General features: G+C 45.0%; 18 protein-coding genes. 3 read left to right on the top strand and 15 right to left on the bottom strand.

Going from position 1 to position 25,400, the window contains the following annotated elements; translation table 11 throughout:
* The first annotated feature begins 52 nt into the window (after nucleotides 1-52).
* On the top strand, nucleotides 53-874 hold the full coding sequence (locus JT717_RS18585) for a purine-nucleoside phosphorylase (RefSeq protein ID WP_205512330.1): 822 nt from the start codon (nucleotides 53-55) through the stop codon (nucleotides 872-874).
* A gap of 29 nt (nucleotides 875-903) precedes the next feature.
* Here JT717_RS18585 and JT717_RS18580 read toward each other — a convergent pair whose 3' ends face one another.
* The gene (locus JT717_RS18580; RefSeq protein ID WP_205512328.1) at nucleotides 904-1,299 is read right to left on the bottom strand and encodes a response regulator; all 396 of its coding nucleotides are present in this window, start codon (nucleotides 1,297-1,299) and stop codon (nucleotides 904-906) included.
* A gap of 202 nt (nucleotides 1,300-1,501) precedes the next feature.
* Here JT717_RS18580 and JT717_RS18575 point away from each other — a divergent pair, with 202 nt between their 5' ends.
* A complete protein-coding gene (locus JT717_RS18575; RefSeq protein WP_240348233.1) occupies nucleotides 1,502-2,344 on the top strand; it encodes a serine hydrolase in 843 nt (280 codons plus the stop codon).
* Here JT717_RS18575 and JT717_RS18570 read toward each other — a convergent pair.
* From JT717_RS18570 to JT717_RS18540, 7 genes are all read right to left on the bottom strand, one after another.
* Nucleotides 2,341-3,279, bottom strand: coding sequence for a cation diffusion facilitator family transporter (locus tag JT717_RS18570; RefSeq protein ID WP_205512324.1), 939 nt, complete (start codon nucleotides 3,277-3,279; stop codon nucleotides 2,341-2,343). The genes JT717_RS18575 and JT717_RS18570 overlap by 4 nt on opposite strands.
* A 236-nt stretch (nucleotides 3,280-3,515) precedes the next feature.
* A complete protein-coding gene (locus JT717_RS18565; protein ID WP_205512322.1) occupies nucleotides 3,516-4,208 on the bottom strand; it encodes a hypothetical protein in 693 nt (230 codons plus the stop codon).
* Between the two features lie 176 nt (nucleotides 4,209-4,384).
* Nucleotides 4,385-6,451 (bottom strand): alpha-ketoacid dehydrogenase subunit alpha/beta, encoded by a 2,067-nt coding sequence (locus JT717_RS18560; RefSeq protein ID WP_205512320.1) that lies wholly within the window; start codon nucleotides 6,449-6,451, stop codon nucleotides 4,385-4,387.
* Nucleotides 6,452-6,568: 117 nt separating this feature from the next.
* Nucleotides 6,569-7,180, bottom strand: a complete 612-nt coding sequence (locus JT717_RS18555) for a fumarylacetoacetate hydrolase family protein (protein ID WP_205512319.1) — start codon at nucleotides 7,178-7,180, stop codon at nucleotides 6,569-6,571.
* Nucleotides 7,181-7,327: 147 nt separating this feature from the next.
* Nucleotides 7,328-7,903, bottom strand: coding sequence for an aminoacyl-tRNA hydrolase (pth, locus tag JT717_RS18550; protein WP_205512318.1), 576 nt, complete (start codon nucleotides 7,901-7,903; stop codon nucleotides 7,328-7,330).
* 270 nt (nucleotides 7,904-8,173) lie between these two features.
* Nucleotides 8,174-8,806, bottom strand: a complete 633-nt coding sequence (locus JT717_RS18545) for a 50S ribosomal protein L25 (RefSeq protein ID WP_205512315.1) — start codon at nucleotides 8,804-8,806, stop codon at nucleotides 8,174-8,176.
* Nucleotides 8,807-8,912: 106 nt separating this feature from the next.
* Nucleotides 8,913-9,863: a ribose-phosphate pyrophosphokinase gene (locus JT717_RS18540; protein WP_240348231.1), complete on the bottom strand. Its 951-nt coding sequence runs from the start codon at nucleotides 9,861-9,863 to the stop codon at nucleotides 8,913-8,915.
* 485 nt (nucleotides 9,864-10,348) lie between these two features.
* On the opposite strand from JT717_RS18540, the gene radC reads away from it, so the two are divergent.
* On the top strand, nucleotides 10,349-11,041 hold the full coding sequence (gene radC / locus JT717_RS18535) for a RadC family protein (protein ID WP_205512313.1): 693 nt from the start codon (nucleotides 10,349-10,351) through the stop codon (nucleotides 11,039-11,041).
* A 673-nt stretch (nucleotides 11,042-11,714) separates the two neighbouring features.
* On the opposite strand, the gene JT717_RS18530 is transcribed toward radC, so the two are convergent.
* The 7 genes from JT717_RS18530 to JT717_RS18500 all read right to left on the bottom strand — a co-directional run bounded on the left by JT717_RS18530 (nucleotide 11,715) and on the right by JT717_RS18500 (nucleotide 25,364).
* Nucleotides 11,715-12,032 carry a DUF3467 domain-containing protein gene (locus JT717_RS18530; protein ID WP_255553009.1) on the bottom strand — a complete coding sequence of 106 codons (318 nt, stop codon included), beginning with the start codon at nucleotides 12,030-12,032 and terminating at the stop codon, nucleotides 11,715-11,717.
* A gap of 144 nt (nucleotides 12,033-12,176) precedes the next feature.
* The gene (locus JT717_RS18525; RefSeq protein WP_205512311.1) at nucleotides 12,177-13,604 is read right to left on the bottom strand and encodes a SusD/RagB family nutrient-binding outer membrane lipoprotein; all 1,428 of its coding nucleotides are present in this window, start codon (nucleotides 13,602-13,604) and stop codon (nucleotides 12,177-12,179) included.
* A gap of 12 nt (nucleotides 13,605-13,616) precedes the next feature.
* Nucleotides 13,617-16,763, bottom strand: coding sequence for a SusC/RagA family TonB-linked outer membrane protein (locus JT717_RS18520; protein WP_240348229.1), 3,147 nt, complete (start codon nucleotides 16,761-16,763; stop codon nucleotides 13,617-13,619).
* A 436-nt stretch (nucleotides 16,764-17,199) separates the two neighbouring features.
* Nucleotides 17,200-18,156, bottom strand: a complete 957-nt coding sequence (locus JT717_RS18515; RefSeq protein WP_205512307.1) for a DUF1735 domain-containing protein — start codon at nucleotides 18,154-18,156, stop codon at nucleotides 17,200-17,202.
* A 23-nt stretch (nucleotides 18,157-18,179) separates the two neighbouring features.
* Nucleotides 18,180-19,682, bottom strand: a complete 1,503-nt coding sequence (locus JT717_RS18510; RefSeq protein WP_205512305.1) for a SusD/RagB family nutrient-binding outer membrane lipoprotein — start codon at nucleotides 19,680-19,682, stop codon at nucleotides 18,180-18,182.
* 22 nt (nucleotides 19,683-19,704) lie between these two features.
* A complete protein-coding gene (locus JT717_RS18505) occupies nucleotides 19,705-22,914 on the bottom strand; it encodes a SusC/RagA family TonB-linked outer membrane protein (RefSeq protein ID WP_205512304.1) in 3,210 nt (1,069 codons plus the stop codon).
* A gap of 425 nt (nucleotides 22,915-23,339) precedes the next feature.
* Nucleotides 23,340-25,364 (bottom strand): ComEA family DNA-binding protein, encoded by a 2,025-nt coding sequence (locus tag JT717_RS18500; RefSeq protein WP_205512302.1) that lies wholly within the window; start codon nucleotides 25,362-25,364, stop codon nucleotides 23,340-23,342.
* Nucleotides 25,365-25,400: the final 36 nt, after the last annotated feature.

Below are 25,400 nucleotides of genomic sequence, written 5' to 3'. Positions count from 1 at the left end.
AAATGCTTCAAAATAACCGCCGGAATACTTTATTTTGAAAAAAAATCGCGGGATGAACGACATTCTTGAAAAAATAGCAGAAACGGCTGGATTTTTAGCAGAGCAAGGATTTACGGGCGCCACCACAGCCATTGTTTTAGGAACGGGGCTGGGAACATTTATCGACCGGGTGGAAGTGATCCGGCAAATATCCTATAATGAGATCCCGCATTTTCCGACCTCTACTGTTGAATCGCATAAAGGAAAACTTTCCCTGGCCAACGTAAATGATAAAAAGATTTTGATCATGCAGGGGCGTTTTCATTATTATGAAGGCTACACCATGCAACAGATCACTTTTCCGGTACGGGTGTTCAAAAATTTAGGTGTTAGCAGCTTGTTGTTAAGCAATGCTGCCGGCGGTATGAATGCGGAATATAAAAAGGGAGACCTTGTTTTGCTTACGGATCATATCAACCTGCAACCGGAAAATCCTTTACGCGGCATGCATGCACCAGCATTAGGCCCCCGGTTCCCGGATATGAGCCAGCCTTATGATATCCGCCTGAATAAACTTTTCATTAAAACGGCTCTGGAGTTATCGGTGCCCCTTAAACAAGGCGTTTATGTAGCTGTACCCGGACCTAACCTGGAAACAAGAGCTGAATACCGCTTTCTTAGAGTGATCGGTGCTGATATGGTAGGAATGAGCACAGTGCCGGAAGTAATTGTGGCCAACCAGATTGGCCTGCCATGTGCCGCCGTCAGTGTTATAACTGATGAGTGTGACCCCGATAACCTGCAACCCGTAAAAATTGAAGAGATCATTGCGGTGGCGGCCAAGGCCGATCAAAAATTAAGCACTGTTTTTAAAAGAGTCATTGAACAACTATGATCTTTGCAGCATAACGCCCGGCCCATTGCTTATACCTGCTGCGATTTGATCAACGACTGCAAAAGATTGCAAAGTTCTGCAAAGCGGGAAGGTTTGGTAACAAATGAAACAGCCCCCAGTTCTTTCGTTTTGGCAATATCGCCCGGATGCGAGCTTGTAGAATAAATGATCACCGGAATATTTTTTAATCCATCCTGTTGCTTTATTTCTTTAAGGAACTGTAATCCGTTCATGCGGGGCATGTTGAGGTCAACGAAGATATAATCAGGCAAGGTAGCGGCCGCTAATAATGTATTCAACGCTTCATAACCGTCGGAAGCTGTTAATAATTCAAGATCACCATCCACTTTTGCCAAAGCCAGTTTGAAAATTTCCTGATCGTCTATGTCGTCATCTACCAGAAATAGCAGTTGATTTTGAAGCATTGGCCGTAATTTTCGAATAATAGGTGGTACCACTCCTATTTCAAGATAAGGCTTTTTTCCGAAAGTGGCCGGTTTTGAACAACGCGTTCACCGCTAACTGTATTTCTATTATCTTCGATGTATAACTACCGTTATGACCATTTATCCGAAAATAAACATCTTGTTTTGTAGCCTTTTCCTTATTTGTGCCTGTTCAAACCGTATGACATTAGACAAACTGAAAGACCAGATCAACGACAAACTGGCTGAGCAACCCGGGAAATTCTCCGTTGCTTTTAAAGACCTTTCCACAGGAGAAACGCTGCTCATCAATGAGCAAACCTATTTTCATGCAGCAAGCACCATGAAAACACCTGTAATGATAGAGGTATATAAACAGGCGGCTGCCGGCAGTTTTTCCCTGAACGATTCCTTTGTATTGAGAAATCAGTTTAAAAGTATTGTTGACAGCAGTACGTTCAGTCTGAACCCCGATGATGACAGCGAGCAGGAACTCTATCGTCATTTAGGAGAAAAAAGATCCTTGTATAACCTGGTGTATGATATGATCATTATGAGCAGTAACCTGGCTACCAATATGGTCATTGAACTGGTAAATGCAAGGAATGTTACCCAAACCATGCGGCAGTTGGGCGCCGGTAAAATACAGGTATTGCGGGGTGTGGAAGACGCCAGGGCCTATGCGAAAGGGTTCAATAATGTAACCACCTCTCTTGACCTGCTGGTGATCTTTGAAAAAATGGCGCGGGGCGAAATCATCGACAGTACTGCCTGCGATGCCATGATCAGGATCTTATTAGATCAACACTTCAACGAGATCATACCTGCCCGTTTACCCAGGGAGGTGAAGGTCGCCCATAAAACAGGCAATATCTCACATGTGCAGCACGACTCGGGTATCGTTTTTTTTCCCAACGGAAAAAAATATGTGCTGGTCTTATTATCAAAAGATCTGCAGGATGAAGAGAAGGCCAAAAAGGCCATGGCCGAAGTTTCGGAAATGATCTATAAATATGTGAGCCGTTCCGATAAACCAATAGATTAGTGAGCATGTGGCTCCAGCCGCTCATTCTCATCGGGACAATGAATGGTCTCCGACTCCAGTTCAATAGTACTGTGGTGAATATTATGATGCAACAGCTCATGTTTGAGCTGCCGGATCACTTTTAATTTTTCATTAAAGGGCAAACATTCTTCAATAATAACATGCGCAGTTAATGCATTTTCCGTTGTGCTTAATGGCCAGATATGAATATGATGCACATTCACGATATGTTTCACAGCTAAAATAACCTTTGAGATCTCGTCCAGCTCAATACCTGCCGGCACCGCATCAACCGACATTTTAAAACTGTTTGTCAGCAGCGACCAGGTGCCAACGAGCACGATGAACATGATGGTCAGCCCGATCAGGGGATCCAGCCAGTACCAATTCGTAAAGGAAATGACAATGCCGCCCACCACTACGCCAATCGATACCAGCGCATCGGCGACCAGGTGAAGGTAGGCGCCTTTTATATTGAGATCGGCATCTTTGTTCCGGAAGAAAAGAAAGGCAGAAATACTGTTCACGGCAATGCCAACGGCGGCCACCCAGGCAATACCGGTACCTTGTACAGGCGGCGGCGCCTGTAAACGAAGTACCGATTCATAGCCAAGTATACCAATGGCCAGCAGCAGCAATAGTGCGTTTAGAAAAGCCGCCAGGACCGTGGTCTTTTTATAACCGTAGGTAAAACGCATGGTTGCCTGCCGGCGGGCGAGCTTGAAAGCAAAATAGGAAAGCAGTAAACTGGCCACATCTGCCAGGTTATGACCCGCATCGCTCAGGAGGGAAATAGATTTATATGCCAGCCCCGCGCCTACTTCCACGAGCACAAAGAGCACATTCAGCCCAATGCCTACCTGAAACGCTTTCAGGCTGGCTTCATTGAACGATACATGCGAATGAGCATGTGCATGTGAATGGTCGTGCCCCATAAAACAGGCCTTTAAATGAGCCTGCTGCAAATTACCGAATTTGTTTTTTATGGGTTAAATACCCATTTACCCGCAGGGCATAAAAAAAGCAGGTGGTAGAAACCACCTGCGAGTCACATGAGAAAAATTCTATTACCGCAACTGGTTTTATATGATCCAGGGATGAGTTGCGATAGGCTATAGAATGAAAATCCCCGGAGTGTCTTGGGTCTTCGACCGTAAACGGTCAAAAACAACTATTTAATCACTTCTTTAGAATAATGCAAAGGCCGTTTATGCAAAATTTCCATCAACAGCTCAAAAAGATCATTTTCCCTGTAGTTGTACCTGAACTCAGTTTCTTTAACGTGAAGATAAAGCGTACCGCTGTTTAATCCACGGAATTTAATTAACCGCGATTTCAGCATGCCCCAGAACATATCGATCTCGTCGATATGCGACTTACTGCGGCTAACACCCGTAACCGATTCATTGATGCGGTATAAGCGGATGCTGTTGAAATCGGCAATGCCGTTGAATAAATGCAGGCGATGCTTTTCAATGATGTCGCGTTCACCTTCGGTTTTTCCTTTTAACCAATCGTACATCCACTCCGAATCGATGTTTGCGATCTTATCGGCATAAATGGTGTCATCGTTTTTAAAGATGCCGTAAAACGATTTCTTTGATACTGCTCCGTTACCGGCTACAGTGCCATTTTCCGATGCATGATAAGAAACCGTTCCATTCGTAAAATGAAATGGGTTCCTTTCTTCGCAAAATTTCGCAATGTGTGTACGAATTAGTTTGAAGTACGCATTTACCGTAATCCGACTAATTCCAGTGATGTTGGCGATCTGTGTGGCTGTCAGATCTTCCGAGAATAATTTAATAAGTTCCCGAACTTTCCGCTCAGAAAGATGGGCCCCCTTCAGGTATCTGTTTTTCATGGCTGCTTAGGTAGTTTGAAGTACGTAACTCTACGTAAATAAGACAAATTTTATTATACGCTACGTGTTAAAATATTATAAACGGCAGAAGGATAGGATGTACGATTCAACCTACTTATCTTGTAGAATAAAACGCTATAATAAAATTATCTAGAAGTGTATATAACTGATCTTGATCAGGAAACTAACAAGTGTTTAATCAACGCTGCCACTTTTTCACCATTCGGTAACATCGCTTGTTCCAACTGCATATTCATGGGCACCGCAGGTACATTTAACGCACCTAATACAACAACCGGCGCATCGAGCCATTGAAAACAGGTATAGGAAATTCTTCCCGCTAAGGCTTCTGCAAAGGAATTGTTCTGCTGTTCTTCAGTAAGCACTAAACATTTACCGTGTTTTTTTACGGTTTCAAAGATCAGTGCTTCATCTAATGGGTACAAGGTACGCAAGTCAATAATATCAACCTGACCAGGAAATTGCTTTGCAGCAGTGCGGGCCCAGTAAACGCCCATTCCGTAGGTGATGATACAACAGGAGTCACCAACCGTAACTTTTTCTGTATCTGCCTGCAAAACCAAGTTCGCTTTTCCTAATGGCAAAATATAATCACGGGATGGCTCTATAGTTTTTGCGTCTTCGGTACCAGGTACCTTGCTCCAATACAAACCCTTATGTTCAAGCATTACGACCGGGTTGGGATCAAGAAAAGCTGCTTTCATCAAGCCTTTCATGTCTGCGGCATTGGAAGGGTACACTACCTTAATTCCTTTAACAGATAGTAATGTAGTTTCAACACTGCCGCTATGATAGGGCCCGCCGCCACCATAAGCGCCAATAGGCACGCGTATTACTGTTTGAACAGGGAACTTGCCACAACTGAGATAACATGATTTAGAGATCTCTGTCACCAGCTGATTAAAGCCGGGATAGATATAATCAGCAAACTGTACTTCAACGATCGGCTTTACACCTGCTGCACTCATGCCAACGGTAGAACCAATGATATAAGCTTCCTGGATGGCCGTATTGAAGACCCGCAGATCACCGAATTGCTCGGCCAGGGTAGCCGCTTCGCGGAAAACCCCGCCAAGGCGCCGGCCTACATCCTGCCCGTACAACACAGCTTCGGGATGATCTTCCATAATTTCTCTTATGGCGAAGAGCGCTGCATCTACCATAATGATCTTTTCATTACCGGCAGGTTGCCTTTGTCCTTTTTCTGCTGTAACAGGAGTTGGAACAAATACAAAGTCGGTTACAGTAGCCGGGTCGGGCTCCGGCGATGCCAGGGCCTCCTGAAATTGCCGGGCAACATCTTCCCAGGCTTTCTTTTCTATATTCAGCAGCTCCTGTTCTTCAACACCATACTGCAATAAATGCTTTCTCAATTTGGGCGCCGGATCACTCAGGGCATGCAGTTCGAGGTCTTGTTGCGAGCGGTAAAACTCTTTGCGCACGCCGCTGGTATGATGGCCGAGTAATGGCACTTTTGCCTGCACCAGGTAAGGCGTTCTATATTGCCGTACATATTGTACCACCCGATGCATGGCATCGAAACATTCTTCAAAATTACTGCCATCGATCCGTACGCGATCCAGGCCGGGAAAACCACCGGCATAATCATATGCATCCATAACGCGCACTTCATCGGCACTGGCACTAATGCCCCAGCCATTGTCCTGCACCAGATAGATGATCGGCAGCTTTTTCAATACGGCAAACTGAAAGGCTTCACTCACTTCCCCTTCTGTAACACTCGCATCACCGAGTGAGCAGATCACTACCGGCAATTCGCCATTAGGGCCTTTTAATAGTTTGGCTGAATGTATTTGTTCAAGATACTGAAGCCCCTGTGCCACACCGGTAGTAGGGATCACCTGCATGCCGGTGGCGCTGCTTTGGTGGATGATGGTGGGTTTATCGCCTCCGCGGTAATTGGGATGAGAATAGTATTCACGGCCGCCGGTGAAAATATCATCCCGTTTGGCCAGCAGCTGCAGCATCAGCTGATAGGGTGAAAAACCCAGCCCCAGCAAAATACTTTCATCGCGGTAATATGGACTGATATAATCGCATGGAAGCAATTGGAATGCGGCCGCCAGCTGAATAGCTTCATGCCCCCGGGATGTAGAGTGCACGTATTTGCAGGCGGTACGATTGGCTTCATAGGTTTCGGCCATGGCTTTGGCGGTGCACATGAGCCGGTAGGCCTTTAATAAAGTATCGGTATGCATCATAGTTAACCAGCAAAAGTAACAATAACAAATGTTAGTTTGGCTGAAAAAATGAGGCTAAAAAAAAGCCCTTCCCGAGGAATCGGGAAAGGCTATTTCCTTGTAGTGATGATCTATTTGTTATTTGATCTCTAAACTTAATAAGCTGTCGTCTTCGATAAAGGCTTCCAGCTCGTCACCAACCACGCATTCGCCTACACCAGCTGGTGTGCCGGTAAATACCAGGTCGCCAATATTCACTGAAAAATAGTTAGAGATATAAGCAACTACTTTATCAAAGTTATTGATCATTAAACCCGAATTACCCTGCTGTACCAGCTCCTTATTTTTATACAGGCAGAAGTTGATGTCTTTTTTGTTCTTGATATTTGTGAGTGGTATCCACTTTCCGATCACGGCAGAATTATCCCAGGCTTTTGCTTTTTCCCAGGGCAATCCCTTTTCCTTCAATTCAGTCTGAATATCGCGGGCCGTAAAGTCGATACCAACTGTTACGGCATCATAATACTTACTGGCAAACCTATCCTGAATGTATTTACCATTCTTTGATATGCGTAATACCAATTCACATTCGTAATGCAATTCGTTAGTGAACTCAGGGTAATAAAAAGGGGTATGAGCCTGCAGTAAAGCACTTTTAGGTTTCATAAAAACGATAGGTTCTTCTGGAACCTCGTTACCCAATTCTTTTGCGTGAGCCACATAATTACGGCCTACACAGAAAATTTTCATACTCAACAAAGGGTTTAATTGAGATAATTGTTTTCAAGTTTCATGCGCCTGGAAAAGCCGGGGTACGTGGACATAGAGATATTGAATATCAAATTATTACTCACCTCAAATATTGGCATTGCGAAAATAAAGATTCAAATTAACAAATCATAGTGTAAACTCCAATTTATTCGCTTCATTCATAGTTCGTTCGATGCCAATGGTGATAAAATTTTCTATCACTTCCACACATTTATCAACCTTTCGTTTTACTAAGGGCGCTTCCTGGGGCGTCCAGCGGCTTAGCACAAAATCCGCCTGCCCTCCTTTGGGGAAATCGTTGCCGATACCAAATCGTAATCGGGGATATTTATCGGATAGAAGGGTCTCCTCGATGCTCCGCAATCCATTATGACCAGCAGAGCTACCCGAAGGTCGAAGCCGTATCCGGGAAAGCGGTAATGCAATATCGTCTACTATTACCAATAATTGTTCCAAAGCGACCGATTCTTTTTCCATCCAATACTTTACAGCCTTTCCACTAAGGTTCATATAGGTAGTAGGCTTGATAATTGTCAACTTTTTGCCCTTCCACTTTATATCACAAACCTGTGCCAGCCTTCCCACCCCAAAAAATCCACCATGCTTTTGTGCAAAAGCATCTACTACATCAAAACCGATGTTGTGACGGGTATATGCATATTCATCTCCTATATTACCTAAACCAATCAACAGGAATTTCATAAAAAAAGGCAATAATGATACTGGGTGGTGGGGTAAGCTAGATGCAGAAAAGGCTCAAAATGATCAAAACAGTCTGATGGATCAAAAAGGTCTGATCGGTTGAACCGTCAAATGAACCACAATGGTCAAATGAGCCCTTGTCCAAAGGTCAGATCAGTAAAACGGTCAAATCAGTCAATGATTCCTTTTATTCAGATCCTCATGTGACTCACTTGACCGCTTTATATTGACTTAAAAGCCCAGCTAAAGCCGGGCTTAATCTATCTTAAGTTACTTTTTAGCAGCAGGTGCTTTTGCAGCAGCAGCAGCGGGTGCTTTAGCTCCGGCAGCAGGTGCAGCAGCAGCTTCTTCCTGTTTCAACTGACGCGTCATTACAACGGATGCAATGGGAATACGCGGTGAGTTCAGGATCTCGTAGTTCGATTCTTTCACATCTTCAACGCGAATGTTGCCATTCAGCTGCAGGTTGGTGATATCAACTTCGATATTCTCTTTCAGGTGTTGAGGAAGCGTCTTTACTTTTAAAGCTTTCACTTTGGTAATGAGACGGCCACCATCTTTTACGCCCTGAGAAGCACCAGTGAACTTAATAGGAATAGTTGCGATTACTGCTTTATCCTGAACCAGCTCCAGGAAGTCAACGTGTGACAGCTGATCTGTTACCTTGTCGAACTGGAGATCTTTCAGAATACATTTGTAGCTTTTTCCGTCAACTTTAATGTCAGCTAACTGGAAATCAGGAGTATATACGATGGATTTGAAAGCCAGCACAGGTGCTGCGAAAGCAATTTCCTGTGTACCGCCGTAAATTACACCAGGCACCAGTCCCTGAGAGCGAAGTTGTCGGGTGGCTTTTTTCCCGGTTCCGGTCCTCAGTTGTCCTTCGATTGTAATTGTTTTCATTGTTTATTTTAATTTATAAAGTCCGTAAATCGTAATGTCAATCCTGACGCTTCAATGGCTCGATCCCGGCCATCCTCAATCATTTCTTTCGCCGCGGCATCTTCACCTAACTATTTCTCCTTTGGCTATGGATAAATAACCCGGTGATACTTCTGTTCTCGTAGGCGTTGCGAATGGCTACTGCAAACAGTTCGGCCACGCTTAGGATCTTCACTTTTGATATTTTCTGTTTCAGCGGAATGGTATCACATACTACCAGTTCTTCCAGTACACTTTTCTCAATATTAGAGTATGCATTCCCGCTTAAAACAGGGTGTGTACACAGTGCCCGAACGCTGCGGGCTCCTTTTTCCTTCAACAAACCGGCTGCTTTGGCCAGTGTGCCGCCTGTATCACAAATATCATCTATCAGCACTATGTCCCTGTCGGTAACGTCACCAATCACCACCATACTGGCAATCTCATTGGCCCGTTTACGGTGTTTATCGCATATTACCATTTCTGCATTGAAGTAAGAGGCAATTTCACGGATGCGATTGGCACTTCCCACGTCAGGGGCCGCAAAGGTAAGGTTTTCCAACTGAAGTTGCTGGATGTAAGGAATAAAAATAGCGGAGCTGTCGAGATGGTCTACGGGGATGTCAAAATAGCCCTGGATCTGTGGAGCGTGCAGGTCCATGGTGATCACGCGATCGGCGCCGGCAGCCACTAACATATTGGCAACCAGCTTAGAACCAATGGCTACGCGGGGCTTGTCCTTTCTATCCTGCCGCGCGTAGCCATAATATGGTATTACCGCCACCACTTTGTAGGCCGAAGCCCGCCGGGCGGCATCGATCATCAATAATAATTCTAAAATATTCTCGGCCGGGGCAAAGGTACTTTGCACCAGGAAAACCATATCGCCCCGGATACTTTCCTGGAATACAGGCTGAATTTCTCCATCGCTGAACTTCGAGATGGTTATTTTTCCAAGGGTAGCTCCGAATTTCTGAGCTATTTTTTCGGCCAGGTATTGTGAGCCTGTGCCTGAAAAGATCTTGACTGACATTTGCATACCGCAATAAAATGTGCGGCGAAGATAAAGCGAAGCATGGGATTTGACCGATAACCTATGTACAAAAAATTTATTTCATCGTTGTACAGAAAAAAATAGTGTTTCAATGGTTTTTGATTAATCGGTGATCCCCAGATCACATGTTATTTGGTTACTGTCAGCAACATCCTTGACCCACCGTTTGTGGTAGCGGCTGTTTTATGCCCGGTAGCGTCTTTCGCAATCTTTTTAGGATAGAATGCATAAAAAACAGCAGAACATATAAAAATGGAGAAGAAAAGGGCCACAAAGTACATTCCGATGCAAAAAAGGAAGGGTTGATAACCTCCAATAGCGGCTAAAGTAGTCTTTCTATTCATGGGGATATAGATTATGTATTTCTAAATAAGATTTGGATTTATATATGAAATAACGCACATACTAGTACATAACGTACATTTTGTGGTTATAGTATTTGTCCGAAAAGTACTAGAAATATTTGAACTATGCAAGAAACTAAATTTTCAATAAAAAAGTGGGCTAAAGACGACCGCCCCCGGGAAAAGCTACTTGGGAAAAATCCATCCACTTTAAGCGACTCGGAACTACTGGCCATCCTCATCGGTAACGGTCATCGGGAAAAAAATGCCGTTGATCTGGCAAAAGAGGTCCTTCGACTGGGCAAGAACAACCTAAATGAACTAGGTAAAGTTACCATCCAGGAGATGCTGCGCATTAAAGGGATCGGAAAAGTGAAGGCAATCACCATCACGGCTGCTCTTGAACTGGGGCGCCGCCGCCAGGCTTCCCTGTGTATGGAAAAGCCCTTTGTGAAGAGCAGCCGCGATATCGCCAGCTACCTGCAGGCGCTGCTGCGCGACCTGCCGCATGAGGTATTTGCAGTGGCTTATTTGAACCAGGCCAACCGCATTAATCATTTTGAGATCGTTAGTATGGGCGGTCTTACGGGAACCGTAGCTGATCCCAGGGTAATATTAAAGAAAGCCCTGCTCGAAGAGGCCGTGAGCCTGATCCTGTGCCATAACCATCCATCAGGCAGCTTACAGCCCAGCCGTGCCGACCAGGAGCTCACTAAAAAACTGAAAGATGCGGCCAAACTGTTCGATATCTCGCTGTTCGACCATATTATAGTCAGTGATAACGGCTATTTCAGTTTTGCCGACGAGGGAATAATATAGTTTGTGGTTTGTGGTTTCTGGTTTGTGGTTACCCGCATTTTGCGATTGCCGATGATTTTTCAAGGCTGAAATTTGAGAATTCAAATGCCCCTGAAATCAATGACTGCACATCAAGATCTCAGCCCTCCGAAATAAGACAACCATAAACAACAAACTATAAACAATAAACTTTTAAAGTGGTTTATCGTTTGTGGTTACCGGCATTTTGCGATTGCCGACTATTTCTTCAAGGCTGAAATTTGAGAATTTAAATGCCCCTGGAATCAATGACTGCACATCAAGATCTCAGTCTTCCGGAGCAAAAGAACCATAAACAACAAACTATAAACAATAAACTATTAAAGTGGTTTGTGGTTTCTGGTTTGTGGTTACCCGCTTTTTGCGATTGCCGACTATTTCTTCAAGGCTGAAATTTGAGAATTCAAATGCCCCTGAAATCAATGACTGCACATCAAGATCTCAGTCTTCCGGAGCAAAAGAACCATAAACAACAAACTATAAACAATAAACTATTAAAGTGGTTTGTTGTTACCGGCATTTTGCGATTGCCGACTATTTCTTCAAGGCTGAAATTTGAGAATTCAAATGCCCCTGAAATCAATGACTGCACATCAAGATCTCAGCCCTCCGAAATAAGACAACTATAAACAACAAACTATAAACAATAAACTTATTACGCCTGCGCTGTTGGTCCGCCGAAAGTCATGGGGATCTGAACTTCTTCCAGGTCCTGGATCTTTCCATTGGCTGCTTCAAAACGCTGGATATTCTCCGTTAATGCCTTCATAAAGCGCTTGGCATGTTGCGGCGTTAATATAATGCGGGATTTTACCTTGCTTTTGGGAGTGCCGGGCATTACGTTCACAAAATCTATTACAAATTCTGCATGAGAATGGGTAATGATGGCAAGATTGGCATATTCCCCTTCTGCTACTTCTTCAGAAATCTCGATATTTAGCTGATTTTGCGGCTGGTTTTGCTCTTCCATCATTACAAAGTTTAAGACCCAAAAGTAAGAAACCGGGCGTAATGGTTCATACTGAATTTTATTTTTCTGCAATAAACGCTAAAAACGCAAAAAGGGAGGCCCCCCCTTCTGCAAGAGAAGCTCCCCCCTTTTTATAAAAGCGTTCAATTAAAATTTATCCCAGAACAGTTTGAATTCTACTTTATCATTACCCATTACAGCGGCTGCTGCAGAGTAATTGGTACCATTTAACTGCTGCTCATTGTTCGGGTACGGGAACCTATTGGGAAATCCCGAAACGGCATTTACTGCCAGCGGCAATACCGGATAATCAAGCCTTCTCAGTTCCACCCAGCCGTCGAATGGACGGTTGTATAATGCGATCCATTTCTGAAAACCGATCTTTTGTTTCCAGCCACCTGTAGCGGTTGCATAGGCCACGCCAGGCTGCGCCAGGTAAGCATTGGCATCCGCTTCGGTTCCACCCCAATACAAAATAGACGCTTTAATGGCATTGTTATAGTGTTCTTCGGCAGTGCCGGCAACATTATAACCACGTTCTTTGGCTTCCGCCCTTAAAAACTCGGTCTCTACATAATCGCCCAGCACCAGCGGCGCATCCGGTGCAGAGACCTTGTCACTTGGTTTGCTGAAATCGGCATAGGTATTTACGGTACCTACGGTACCACCTGCATAAACCCCGTTATTGTTGGTACCGAAATACAAAGATTTACGCGGGTCATTCAATGCGATCAATGGATCCATCAGGTCTTTCGCAGCAACATAATCAGAACGTCCGCCTACCACTATATCGGTATACAAGGGATTTGTGTTCGGACTCGTGGGTAAATATTTCAGCAAGGCGTCATCAGCCGATGAAGTAAATGCTTTTGCATCTGCTGATTCAATAGCTGCTTTTGCTGCTGCATTATCAACATCAGCCATGACCATACCCATTTTCATTTGAAGCGAATTGGCAAACTTTATCCATTTCGCAACACTACCCTTATACACCAGGTCATCGGTAGCTGCAAATCCGCCACTGGCGGCATTCAATTTACTGATGTCCTCGGCCAGCCTTTTTAACAGGTCGGTATAGATGGTTTTGGCATCGTCATATACCGGGAACAGGTTGTTCGGGTCCAAGGCTTCCTTGTATGGAACATTACCGAAAGAATTTACCAGGATGTTATAGGCATACACCTGCATGATATCAATAATTGCCAGTTGGTTTTGCTTAACGCCCGGATCCAGGAAGGCATCTGCAGAGATGATCTTTGCCGACTCTTTCAAGTCATTCAATACATCCCGGTACATCCTCGTCCACCAGGCTTGGGGTATGGCGCGCGTATTGAAATCATACTGCGCTTCATCCTGATACACAGCCATGGCCCAGTGTTTTACCGTAAACCTGAATACATTCACGTTCACGCTGGCATTGGCCAGGCCATCGGAAATATTTTTCACTGCATTTGAGAACAACATGGGGCCAGGAACCACTGAGGGCTTTTTTGTTTCCTGGTTAAAACGGGAGATATCTTTTGTACATGCCGCTAAAAACAATATGGGCAATGCTATATAAAGGAACTTTCTCATGATTTTTCATTTTTAGAATTTCAACCTAACATTCATACCAACGGAACGGGTAGTGGGATAAGCACCACTTTGCATACCCACCAGGTTACCTGCCGACAGGTTTTCTTCCGGATCGGAATAAGGAAGATTTTTATGAATGATCCATAAATTCCTGCCAAATACAGATACGTCGATCCCTTTAATGGCTTTCACTTTATTGAAGAGGCTGGATGGTAAGGAGTAAGTAATATTAGCTTCTCTTAACTTAATGTAGCTGGCATCGTACGCATAGTTAGATTGCGGATTGGCTGGTGAATTGGCGTCAATAACCACGCGTTTGGTATTTGCTTTGCCATCTGCGGTTACGCCATCCAGTATTACACCGCCGCCATCGGCGAGGCTGTTACGAACAGGATTACCCAGATCGTTCAACCCAGCAGATTCTTTCAACACGCCTGTATATTGCGCATAGAACATATCGAGCGACCAAACCTCGCCGCCTTTACGCATATCTACCAGGAAACCGACGGAAAGGTTTTTGAATTTGAAAGTATTGTATACACCACCAATCCAGTCGGGGTTTACATTACCGATCACATTGGTGGTAGTTGAGGTAACAGCATAATAACCGTTGCTATCAACCAGGCGTTTGCCATCCTTCATTTGCCAGGTTCTTCCCTGGATGGTTCCATAAGGCTGGCCCAGGGTGGCATTTATACTAACGCCGCTCTGGAATGCGCCGATCTGCAGGTTCTTACTGTCATTGTATAATGAAAGTACTTTATTGCGGTTGCGGGTCCAGTTTACATTGATGGTCCAGGAAAAGTTCTGGGTGCGAACCGGAGTTGCATATACCGACAATTCAATACCCTTATTCTCCACTTCGCCGGCATTCACATATTTGCTGGTGTAACCAGAGGCGGCTGATACAGAAACAGGGATGATCTGATCGATGGTATTCGTTACATAATATGTCGCATCAAAACCAAGGCGGTTCTTAAGAAATGCCATTTCCAGACCAATTTCGCGGCTCTTGGTCTCTTCCGGTCTTAATTCACTGTTGTTCTTTGTATCGGGCAAAGAATACAGGATCACACTACCGAATGGATTGGGTTTGTCATAAGCATCTCTTACACTACCCCAGGGAGCGCTGTTACCTACAGTTGCATAGTTCACACGGATCTTACCGGATGATAACCATGGTACAGTGGGCAAATGGTGCGAGAACAGCCAGCTACCTGATACCGCATAATAGTTATAAGCATTTTCAGAAACGGGCAGGGTTGAAGATCGGTCGCGGCGGAAAGTAGCGTCGAGCGACAAGTAATCCTGGTAGCTTAAAGTGATGCCGCCAAAATAACCATCCACGGCAACGGGTTGATAGGTTTCAATAGGCGCAGGAATGGTTCCTTTAGAGTTGGAAATGCTGTATAAACCAGGAACGATCAAACCACCGGAGGTAGTTGCCAGTGTAGAACGGCTGGTTGTTCTGCGAATGTTCGTACCCAACAGCGCTTTGAAATTAAGGTCTTTGGTCAATTGTTTATCAAAATTCGCCATCAGGTCATAGTTCAGCTCGCTGAAAGTGCGGTCGAACCGGGTATAGGAAGCGGCGCCCTGGCTGCCCACTGCTATACGTTCTTCCTGCAGCTCGGTATAATTATCAACTGAAATTCGGCCGAGGAAACTTAACCAGTCTGTTGCTTTAAAATCCATTGATGCAAAGCCGAACACGCGGCTACGGGTATCTGTTTCATAATTCTCGTAGACGGTCCAGTAGTAGTTGTCGGTATAAATGGGAACGAGGCCTGTAGCAGGATCAGAAGGATCTTTCCAGTTCCAGGTAACGTTCTTGCGATTCCTGAAATACGCTTCTTTCTGCTCTTTGATATCCACATTGGTTTGATACCATTGTCTGAAATTCTGGTTCACGTTAACGCCGCTATAACCGGTTCCATAGCGGCCACGACCATCGATCTTGGAATAGTTAACGGAAGCGGTAGCCGTTAGTTTTGGCGTGATATTGTAGCTGGCGCCAAAGTTGATGATATTCTTTATGAGTTTACTGTTTGGCAACACCCCCCGGTCATCGTTGCGGGTATAGCCTAACTTGAAACTTCCCTTGTCACCGGCGCCATCGAACATGATGCTGTTATTGTTCGACAAGGTGGTTTCGTAAAAGGAGGAAGGATCATTGGCCGCCGCCACCCAGGGCCTGGCTTTTTTGTAATTCGGCGAAGCAGGATCAAATGCATCCCAGTGATATACCATTAAATTCGGATCGAATTTCACGCCATAAGAAGCATCTTCTGAAGTAGGCACCACATAGTCCTTGTTACCATCGCCATCTACATCAAAATACATGAACCCGTCGCGCTGATAGTTAGAGGAGTAACCAGCCCCGTACTCTTTTTGATAGCCAGGGAATGTTTTTTTGTCGATCGAGTTAATGGTGATACCTGAATTCACCGTTAAGCCCAATCCTCTTTTAGCTCTTTTGGTAGTGATCATGATCACCCCATTGGAAGCTCTTGAACCATACAAGGCAGTAGCGGCTGCGCCTTTCAATACGTTGATGGTTTCAATGTCATCCGGATTAATATCAGCAGCAGCATTACCATAATCATAACCGCCTCTACCCGTTTGTTGGGTGCTTCTGTTGTTATTAGAGTTGTCGACAGGTACGCCATCTACCACGAACAAAGCCTGGTTGTTACCGGTAATAGATTTTGTACCACGGATCACAATGTTGGTGGAACTGCCCAGGCCATTGCCCTGTTGAATCTGCAAGCCGGATACTTTTCCGGAAAGGGCGCTGAATGCATTGCCTGAGCGCAAGCGGCTCACATCTTCGCCATTCACTGTTTGAGCGGCATACGGCAGGGTATTTTTGGCTCTTTTAATACCCAGGGCCGTTACCACTACTTCGCTCATGGCTTCGAGGGAGTTTAACGACACCGAGAGGATGCCTGAACTACCGGCTACGGTTTCTGTTTGTTCGAAACCTACGGCAGAAATGACCAGGGTGGCGTTTTGTGGAGCGTTGATGGAGAATTTGCCGTCGGCATCGGCGGCTACGGCATTGTTGGTGCCTTTTACTTTAATGGTGGCAAAAGGAATGGGATCTCCTTTTGTGTCCTTTACCTGCCCGGTCATTGTTTTGGTTTGACACAGGGCCATAGCAGTGCATAGCACTAACACTGCTAGCAGTGATAGCATTTTTCTCATGTGACTTGTAAGTTTAAAATGTGACGTTCTAGTTCTAAATGTATTGAAAATCCCGATTCACTATAAAAAAAAGTTAAATCGGGACCAATAGTTAGAACCAATTTCGGCTAGACAAACCGGATTTGTAAAGCGCTGCAACGCTTTTTGGCAGAGATCATATGATGATTAACTGTAGTATTTAGCCGCAGAAAAACGCAAAAAGCGCCAGGCAATTTACAAGTAACTCAGAAGCAGGCAGATAATACATTAATAAACGAACTACTTGGTCGCATTTACCTTAAAACTGCTAAAAAACAAACAGGATCTATTTTTTATAATATCTAGCTATTGCAGAAAAAAGCCGCCCCGGCGGGGGCGGCTCTATTGCTAATGCTGTTTTGCTGTTATACTATCTCGGTCCAAGATAAGTGAAATGCTCATCAAACGTGGTACGGGTACCACCGCCTTGCTTCATTACATATTTAACATCGATGCTTTTATCTGCATTTTGTACATTGGCGCCAGACGGATCGATCTCTGCACTACGCGCACGGCTTGGTGAAGGCTGCCCATAATCATTGGTAACACTGATCACTTTATTGGTTGCCGGATCAAATGTGAAAACAGGTGCAAATTCACCATACACGCTACCGGTTCCAATCAAATGATAATAACCATTACGCGGTTCCCACATAACTACCGAATTCGCCCCTACTGTTCTTAACTCTACCTCAAAAGGATAGGGATCGCCAGGTGTTGAGCTAAGGCTTCCATCCACCAGATCTACGAGGGTACCGTCTACCTTATATTTTCCATCGTACTTATTTTTAATAAGCATTGCTATCACACCTGAGCCCAGGTTACCACTGATGGTATAATTAGCTTTGTCAACACTTTTGATAGCCAGTCCAAGCGCGTACTCGTGGCCAATAATGGACGAGGGCCTGAACTTCACCTGCAGAAAGCCGGTCCGGGAACCCCTGGGAATGGTAACAACAGGATTTACAATAGAGATCAGGGAACTAACCGGCACCTCATACTCGGTATGATTGGCCTGATTGTAAGCGTCGACCAGATCAGGCTTTAATTCCACGGTAACATTGATATCTTCCCCGGCTACATCAGCTGTTGCCAAATGTATGGGAACCAGGTCTACGACTGTATCATTATTACCGTTATTATAGGCTACACTCAGAAAGTTCTCGGTATTTGTAGCTGCAATCTTCATTTCAATGACACGTGGATTTCCCTTGGGCCGGTTAGATTGTATTTCCTGATCCTCGTAAGGTTGATCTTTCAAACAACCTGCCATCAGAAACGACGCTATGGCCAATGAGAAAGTTATTTTTATATAATGTAGCTTCATATAGTTTATTTATGTAGTTCGGTTTATGGTTGCCAGAATATCTTCGAATCAAACTGATTGATATCGCCCTGCGTGCGCACGTTCGGGCCATTGGTGGTGTATTCACTTTGCGGATATAACAGCCTCACCGGGATCTGGTCGCGCAAACGCGCAGGATTGTGTGACAGATAGCCGTCATCGGGCATCATGTTCAGTCTCCGTATATCGCTCCATGCTTCCACAGGATCAATACCACATAAGGCGATATATTTTTGAAGGGCGATAAATTTAGCCTGCTCCAACACCGAAGCACCGGCATTTGCCCAATTGGCGATGTCAGCATGCTGCAAATAATCAGCAGCTTCAGCCGTTGCATTATCTACACCTAACCAAACAAATGACTCAGTAACGGCGGCTTCATACGCAGTTTGTGCATTACCAGGCAACCATCCTCTTGCTATTGCCTCGGCTTTCATGAACAAGCTTTCAAAAGAAGGCAGTATCCATTGATTCTGGCTGGCGCTACCGGCTATACCAGGTCCCATATTAGAGCTGTGAGCCCCGTCGGGATTACCTTCCGGCAAACCATAATCGGTACCGGCTATAACATTAGGATCGTTCTCAGTCGGTGCATAGAACCGTTCGAGCCTTGGATCGTTGTTGGTAACCAACAAGTTTATAAAATAATTATTAGCCCTGGTACTCGTACTTGCCTCAGCACCCGTAGGCGTTAAACCGTAGTTGGCATAAAAGGGCGATTGTTTATTGTTCTCATTTACATAACCGGGATTTACATCAATACTTTCACCTGCACCTAATACACCACCATTGGCCGCAATTTTACTGATCTCAGCAGCCGGATTGAATCCATTCATTTCCGATTGACGGAGCAGCATCCGCAATTTGAGCGTATTGGCAAATTTTACCCAGAGCGTTTTATTAGCACCATTCACAATATCAATCGTTTTAAAGGAAGCCTTAGCAGTAGCGTTCATATAAGTAACCGCTGTATCGAGTCTCTTTTGCAGATCGGCATAGATATCGCGCCCATTGTCGTATGCAGGCCGGCGATAGGTATTGGTTTGAAAGGCCTGGGAATAAGGAATATTTCCAAAAATATCCACCAGGTCCTGCCAAAGCCGGGCCGATAAGATCATGGAAGCGCCAGCCAGCACCGTATCCCCTGCTGCCAGGGCTTTATGCTTTGTCAAATACAGATCAAAGAGCACGTTGTAATTATTCTCCCACAATACATCGCCGAAAGAAAAACTGATATTATACGTGGTCTCATCCTGCTCAATCGCAAAATCGCCTGATGCCGACATATACCCGATCCAGTTTTGAATGAACTCAAGGTTAGTGCTACCCAGCCGGGCGCCTACTCCATTGGCAGCCTGCGGAAAAAGCAGCTCGGCTGATATGTTCTTGTCAGTAGCCCGGTTAGGATCATCGTTTACATCCAGAAAATCTTTTTTACATCCTGTACAGGCAACGATCACCGCCAGTATCGCACCGCATATTCTCCTGTTTATATTAAAGTATTTCATTTATAAGATCATTTTTATTTTATTAGAATTGTACTGTTACGGAACCGCCAAAAAACCGGGAAGCAGGCGACTGGTATGCACTACTGATGCCAAAAGTGTTATTGGTAGCAGAATAGTTAAATTCAGGATCGCCCCATTGATTTGACTTTGGCACTATCAGGAACAGGTTCCTTCCAATGGCACTTACTGTTAAGCGTTGAATGTGCTTTCCACCGCCAATCCATTTTAATGGCAGGTTGTAAGAGATATTCAATTCCCTCAGGCGCCAGGCCGCAGCGCTTGCAAAATAGTTGGTCGCTATCTGGCTGTTTGTGGCAGCTCCGGTCCAGAAACCATAATTACCATCCTGTACCTGAATGTTGGTATTATCAACATATTTACCAGACGCATCTTTATAAACAGAATTCGGCATTACAAAGCGCTCGCGGCCATAAGCAGCGCTGCGCTCAGAAATACCGGCAAAATCCATATCAGAACCCAGGCCAGCATAAAAATGGTGACCACCTTTGTAATCCCAGGTCATACTGGCTGAAAACCCGCCAATGGAATAAGACGGTGTTATACCCACCACCCATAATGGCAATGAACGTCCTCTAACAACCAGTTCACCGGCTTGCGAAGGATAACCCGTCACGGCATCAACAATCACTTTACCGGTCGCTGAATCCCTTAAATAATCGGTAAGCTGGAATGCAAATGCAGGTTTACCAACTATCGCTACGTTGTTGGCAGTAGGCGAGCTGGTTGAATTTTGAATGAAGTCTGAGTTGCCGCCAATAACAACGGGCACGTTCTCAAGGGTACGGGTTACTTTATTATCGTTATAGGTAGCGTTGATCCTGAGATCTATCCGGCCTTTGCCAACATTTATCAGCGGCGTCAGGTTCAGGTCCATCTCAATACCTTTATTCTTGAAATCAGCTGCATTAGCAACACCAGTGGTATAACCAGTGGTAACAGATTGAGACAAGGCGAGGATCTGATCGGTATTATCCTGGTTAAAATAAGTTGCTTCTACATTGATCCTGTTTTTCAGAAATCCTAACTCCACCCCTACTTCCATAGTTTTTACGAACTCCGGTTTCAGGTCGGGGCTGGGGATGATGCCATTTGCCGTAAAGCCAGGGAGACTTCCGTATGGAAAACCACCTGCCGGAGAATATGTTGCATTCAGTGCATAAGCGCCCAGGTTTACGTTACCCGATTTTGAATAGGCACCTCTTAGTTTGGCATAAGAAATTACAGCACTGGTTTGAATAGCCGTTACAGCGTCAGACAGGATAACCGAGGCATTCGCTCCCGGATAGAAGAAAGAACGGTTGTCTTTGCTTAAGCGGCTGTCCCAGTCATTTCTTCCCGTAAATTCAATATTGGCCCAACCTTTATAGCTTAAACCAACGCTACCATAGGCAGATAACAAGCGGGATTGAATATCAAAGTTGTTTCCGGTATTTACCGTTTGGCTACTTCCTTGATACAAGGGTATATTGGCGTCGCCGCTTCGTACGGCCACATTGTATAAATAAGGTGCTGCCAAATTATTACCTCCTACTGCAACGTCTTTGAAACGGTTCTGCCGTACCATTCCACCGGCAATATATCTTACGTTAAAGTTCTTGTTGATATTATAATCACCGTTCAGGTAATAATCAAGGTTGATACGTGAAGAATAGTTTTGGTCATCCATTACATTTCCCGGGCGGCTCGTATACTGTGTTGCATTGCGATTGGCTTCCGCCCATGGTGTAACAACAATCGGTGCCGTGGTATTCTTGTAATTATTAAAGCCCAGGTTGGTGCTCAATCTTATTGAAGCATTTAACCAGTCGAACACTTTATAATGAGCGTCCAGGTTCCCGATCAGGTCATCTGAGCGGCCTTTCTGCCGAAGATTGCCAATGATCCAGTAAGGGTTAACCGCAAACTCATTATAGTAATTCGAGAACTGGGCAAACTTATTGTTCCTCCAGTCTTTATAATCAAGCAAAGGCACATTGCTGGGTGTTTGCATCACCAGGAACATTACACTACCGTTGTAGGCAGGAAAAAGATCAGCCATGGCCTGCTCATTTACTACATCGTAATTTTGCAATACATAGTTTATTCCGTAGTTCACTGATAAGCGGCCGTAGGTCTTAGCTGCGTTAAAACGAAAACTGGTTCTCCTGTTCTCATCTTCGGGCATCAACCCTTTTATCTTAGCATCCTGCACACTGGCATAAAAATCCTCCCCAGCCAGGGATATGGAGTTCTGCCAGGTTAAGCCGGTGTTCCAGAATTTGATCTTATCCTTATAACGGCCATTATTATAGGGACCTCTTTGAATAGAACCATCTTCCAGTTCCACGCCAATATCCTGTATGGAGCCATCAAAGCGCGGACCGTATTGCTGGTTTTCATAAGGAACGTATCCATAATTGCCATAGATATCAGTTACTTCACCGGCTCCGGCGCCAAACTCTTTCTGTATTTTCGGGAAATAGGCCACCTTGGCCGCCTGTAAGGTTGAGCTTACCGTTAAACTTAATTTTTTACCAGCGCCTTTTTTGGTGGTCACAACGATCACCCCGTTCACCGCATCAGGACCATAAATAGCAGCAGAGGCAGCACTTTTCAACACGGTGAGTTCCTGGATATCATCGGGCGGTATCGAAGAAAGAAATCCCAGGGGCGTGGGCGCCCCATCAACTACCAGCATGGGCTGATTATTACCCGTAAGTGAACGGATACCCCTGATATTGATCTTAGCCTGTTCAAATACACCGCTGTTAACGGTACTCACAGAAACACCCGATACTTTACCATTCAGGGCTTGTTGCACATTCACCGCCTTACCCTGGGTAAGCGTTTTGCTGGTAACAGATGTTGCCGCATAACCCAGTTCTTTGGCCTGGCGCTTGATACCCAGCGAGGTGGTTACTACCACAGCAGATAACTCATTCGTGAGCCTCGACAGGGTAACATTTATTGCATCACCCGCGCCTACCGTGCTTACTTCACGGGTTTCTGCACCCGAAGCACTGATCACTAAAATGGCATTGGGCGGAACCGATAATGTAAAATTACCGGCCTGGTCCGCGGCAGTTCCCACACTTGATTTTTTGATTTTAATAGTGGCGAAGGGAATCGGGTCTCCTTTTTCGTCTGTAATACGACCCGAGATCTGGCGATTTTGGGCAAACGCCGTTACCGATAGCAATGCTGCTATCAGCAGTGATAGAATTTTTCTCATGAGACTTGTTAATAATTAAAAAATTGATCTAACGCCTGCAAACAAATTATGGTTTACAATATTAAATCGAGTGCAAATAAATACAATTTTCCTAACCGGTAGACAAAACGAAATTTATAATTGCTGCAAACAGCTTATCAAATTCAGCAGATCATGAAAACTTTTCAACCTGCGATTACCGCGGAAACGCGCACCACTACTGAATTGTACTGTATTTGCACCATTCGTTCGATAGTTCTTGCCGTTATCATTAAATGTAAAATTGTCAATAATTTATTTCCCGTTCATGACAACTTAGCTGGTGCCGACCTAACAGCCAATGCAGCTCTAAGAAACATTGTCTTACATGCACAACCGAACTTTGTTAATTAATTCAATTTTAATTTGCAAAGCGGTTGTTAACAGACGATAATAGCTGAAACGGTCTATCGCATTGTAAAGATCATTTGCAGCTTTAGATCCGACCTGTTATACGCCTCAACAGCCGTTTCCGTTGCTTCAACTGCTGCTTTTGCCGGATGAACAGCTTGCGCCCATGATAATGAGAACAGGCAACTTATTTTTTTCGAAGGCTGCTTCTGCGGCCGGGCCGTTAACCGGTAATTAACATTTACCAGGCATCGCAAGGCTTTATTATATAATGGAGGTGTAGAATAATTGTATAATACGGTGTTCTCCCAGGCATATACCCGGCTGTTGTAACTGTCTGTTTCAACATACTGCAGGCGCGCATTGCAGGAAAAAGGTTTGAACGCCGGTTTCACATATACATCGGTGTACCATAAAAAACCGGTCTCCTGTTGACGGCCTTTACCGGTATACCACACTGTTTCCACCCGGCTTCTCAATTCAACGCTGCGGTTCAGCCGGTAATTGATATGCGTTCGCCAGTTTAACCGCCTTACGGCCACGATGGGCGGAACGCCAAAAGCGGCATCTGCGATATTCAACCATTTTGTTTCATGCCTGAAACGGGAATATATGTCAACCTGTTTATAAGGCGTATAGCCGAGCTGAACCAGGTATTCATGCCCGCCAGATGGCGCATGCACCTGGTATTTCAACCAGGGGAACCGGAAAATATCCATATAAACATCCAGTTTCCAGCCCGCCAGCGGCCTTAGCGTCAATCCGGCATACAGCCCGTTTTCATTCACCGGCAAACTGTTCTCGGTAAAAGCATTGCTGAACAGCGATTGGTATGAGGCACTGATATTACGGTACACAAGCGCCAGATCCACTTTGGGGTCAAGGCTGGCGAGCAGGCCATGGATCATGGCCCTGTTCTGCTCCTTGTCCATAGCTAGTTCTCCATACACATGCATATTCCGGAACGTATAACTATAATCGACACTGGAATTAACCCAATGCCGTCCCCGGATGGCGTAGCGGTCATACAGGTCAGCGGATGGCCGCAGCGCTTCTGATAAATTGTAATTCACCGCCTGTATGCCTATATGAGACCTGGCATTGGCGATCTGTAAAGATCCGCCGGTGGTGACACAGCGAAGATTGTGACGGTCATTCAATTCGCCGGGCGTTCTGTGATAACCGGATGTGATGATGGAAGATATATATACCTGGTCATGCAATGCACTATCCGTAACCAGGTTAGCGTCTAATTGCCGTAAAGAACCAAAGAACGTAGCCCGGATATTTTTCTTTTGCAGGGTGATGCCAAGACCGCGGTGGAAGTTATACTCGCCGGCCGAATTATAGGGCTGCAGCGCCGGACCCTGGCGTTTTATATTTAAAACAGAAGCATTCTTTTTAAAGGCCATTCCCTGCCATTGGATCAGGCCCTGCCCAAAAGCAACGGTGAAGTCGCCAATGGCCAGCGATTGTATGATCCCTAATTTCCGGGCGAAGCAGTGAAAAGAATAAAAGTCGAACCCTTTTTGTTGCGCTCCTTGCAGGAAAGCTTCCCCGGCATCCTTATCACCGGTTATGCCATACTGCAATAGGTTCTTATGATTATACTTGTAGCGGAATAATACGGCGCTTGAACTTCCCAGATACTTTTCTGTAGTTGCCTTAAGATCGCCGGAATTGCTTATCGTTCGTGCAAATCGTAACAGCGCGGTTTGTTCACCCTGCTTTAGCCGTTCGCTCAGGCGGGCCACCAAATGTTTTTCATCGCTTACCGTAATGTATGGCAGCAATTGTTTGATAGTGGTCAGATCCCAGGCAGGTATGGCCTGCAGTTCATGCACCTGCAATAAAGGCCCAAGCAAGTGGCGATACAAGAGGAAATTACTGGTCTGGAGATCAGTCAACAGGCGCAAACCTTTCAGTTCGTTCTCAGTGGCGGCATTCAAATTCAGGGGATGTTTCGTCAAATACTCCAATTGCTGCCACTGCGTATCATCTTCTGTAAGTCCTTCCTCCCGCTCTGCCTGCATTTCCAACTGCTGTTCATTTACCGGCATTTGCGGTCTTTCCTGTGCCATGGCAGCCATCCAGTTAAATAATAACCATATGACCAG

It is taken from the genome of Longitalea arenae (assembly GCF_016924755.1).
Classification (GTDB): domain Bacteria; phylum Bacteroidota; class Bacteroidia; order Chitinophagales; family Chitinophagaceae; genus Niastella; species Niastella arenae.
Note: the sequence above shows the minus strand (reverse complement) of the source record. Positions and strands in the feature narration are given on the sequence as shown.

Bases quoted from the DNA above. Each gene is read 5' to 3' on its own strand.
- JT717_RS18570 (WP_205512324.1), bottom strand. From the start codon at position 3,279: ATGGGGCACGACCATTCACATGCACATGCTCATTCGCATGTATCGTTC.
- JT717_RS18540 (WP_240348231.1), bottom strand. From the start codon at position 9,863: ATGCAAATGTCAGTCAAGATCTTTTCAGGCACAGGCTCACAATACCTG.
- JT717_RS18520 (WP_240348229.1), bottom strand. From the start codon at position 16,763: ATGGCCCTGTGTCAAACCAAAACAATGACCGGGCAGGTAAAGGACACA.
- JT717_RS18525 (WP_205512311.1), bottom strand. From the start codon at position 13,604: ATGAGAAAGTTCCTTTATATAGCATTGCCCATATTGTTTTTAGCGGCA.
- JT717_RS18575 (WP_240348233.1), top strand. From the start codon at position 1,502: ATGACATTAGACAAACTGAAAGACCAGATCAACGACAAACTGGCTGAG.
- radC (WP_205512313.1), top strand. From the start codon at position 10,349: ATGCAAGAAACTAAATTTTCAATAAAAAAGTGGGCTAAAGACGACCGC.
- JT717_RS18585 (WP_205512330.1), top strand. From the start codon at position 53: ATGAACGACATTCTTGAAAAAATAGCAGAAACGGCTGGATTTTTAGCA.
- JT717_RS18565 (WP_205512322.1), bottom strand. From the start codon at position 4,208: ATGAAAAACAGATACCTGAAGGGGGCCCATCTTTCTGAGCGGAAAGTT.
- pth (WP_205512318.1), bottom strand. From the start codon at position 7,903: ATGAAATTCCTGTTGATTGGTTTAGGTAATATAGGAGATGAATATGCA.
- JT717_RS18510 (WP_205512305.1), bottom strand. From the start codon at position 19,682: ATGAAATACTTTAATATAAACAGGAGAATATGCGGTGCGATACTGGCG.
- JT717_RS18545 (WP_205512315.1), bottom strand. From the start codon at position 8,806: ATGAAAACAATTACAATCGAAGGACAACTGAGGACCGGAACCGGGAAA.
- JT717_RS18515 (WP_205512307.1), bottom strand. From the start codon at position 18,156: ATGAAGCTACATTATATAAAAATAACTTTCTCATTGGCCATAGCGTCG.
- JT717_RS18580 (WP_205512328.1), bottom strand. From the start codon at position 1,299: ATGCTTCAAAATCAACTGCTATTTCTGGTAGATGACGACATAGACGAT.
- JT717_RS18555 (WP_205512319.1), bottom strand. From the start codon at position 7,180: ATGAAAATTTTCTGTGTAGGCCGTAATTATGTGGCTCACGCAAAAGAA.
- JT717_RS18560 (WP_205512320.1), bottom strand. From the start codon at position 6,451: ATGATGCATACCGATACTTTATTAAAGGCCTACCGGCTCATGTGCACC.
- JT717_RS18530 (WP_255553009.1), bottom strand. From the start codon at position 12,032: ATGATGGAAGAGCAAAACCAGCCGCAAAATCAGCTAAATATCGAGATT.
- JT717_RS18505 (WP_205512304.1), bottom strand. From the start codon at position 22,914: ATGAGAAAAATTCTATCACTGCTGATAGCAGCATTGCTATCGGTAACG.
- JT717_RS18500 (WP_205512302.1), bottom strand. From the start codon at position 25,364: ATGGCACAGGAAAGACCGCAAATGCCGGTAAATGAACAGCAGTTGGAA.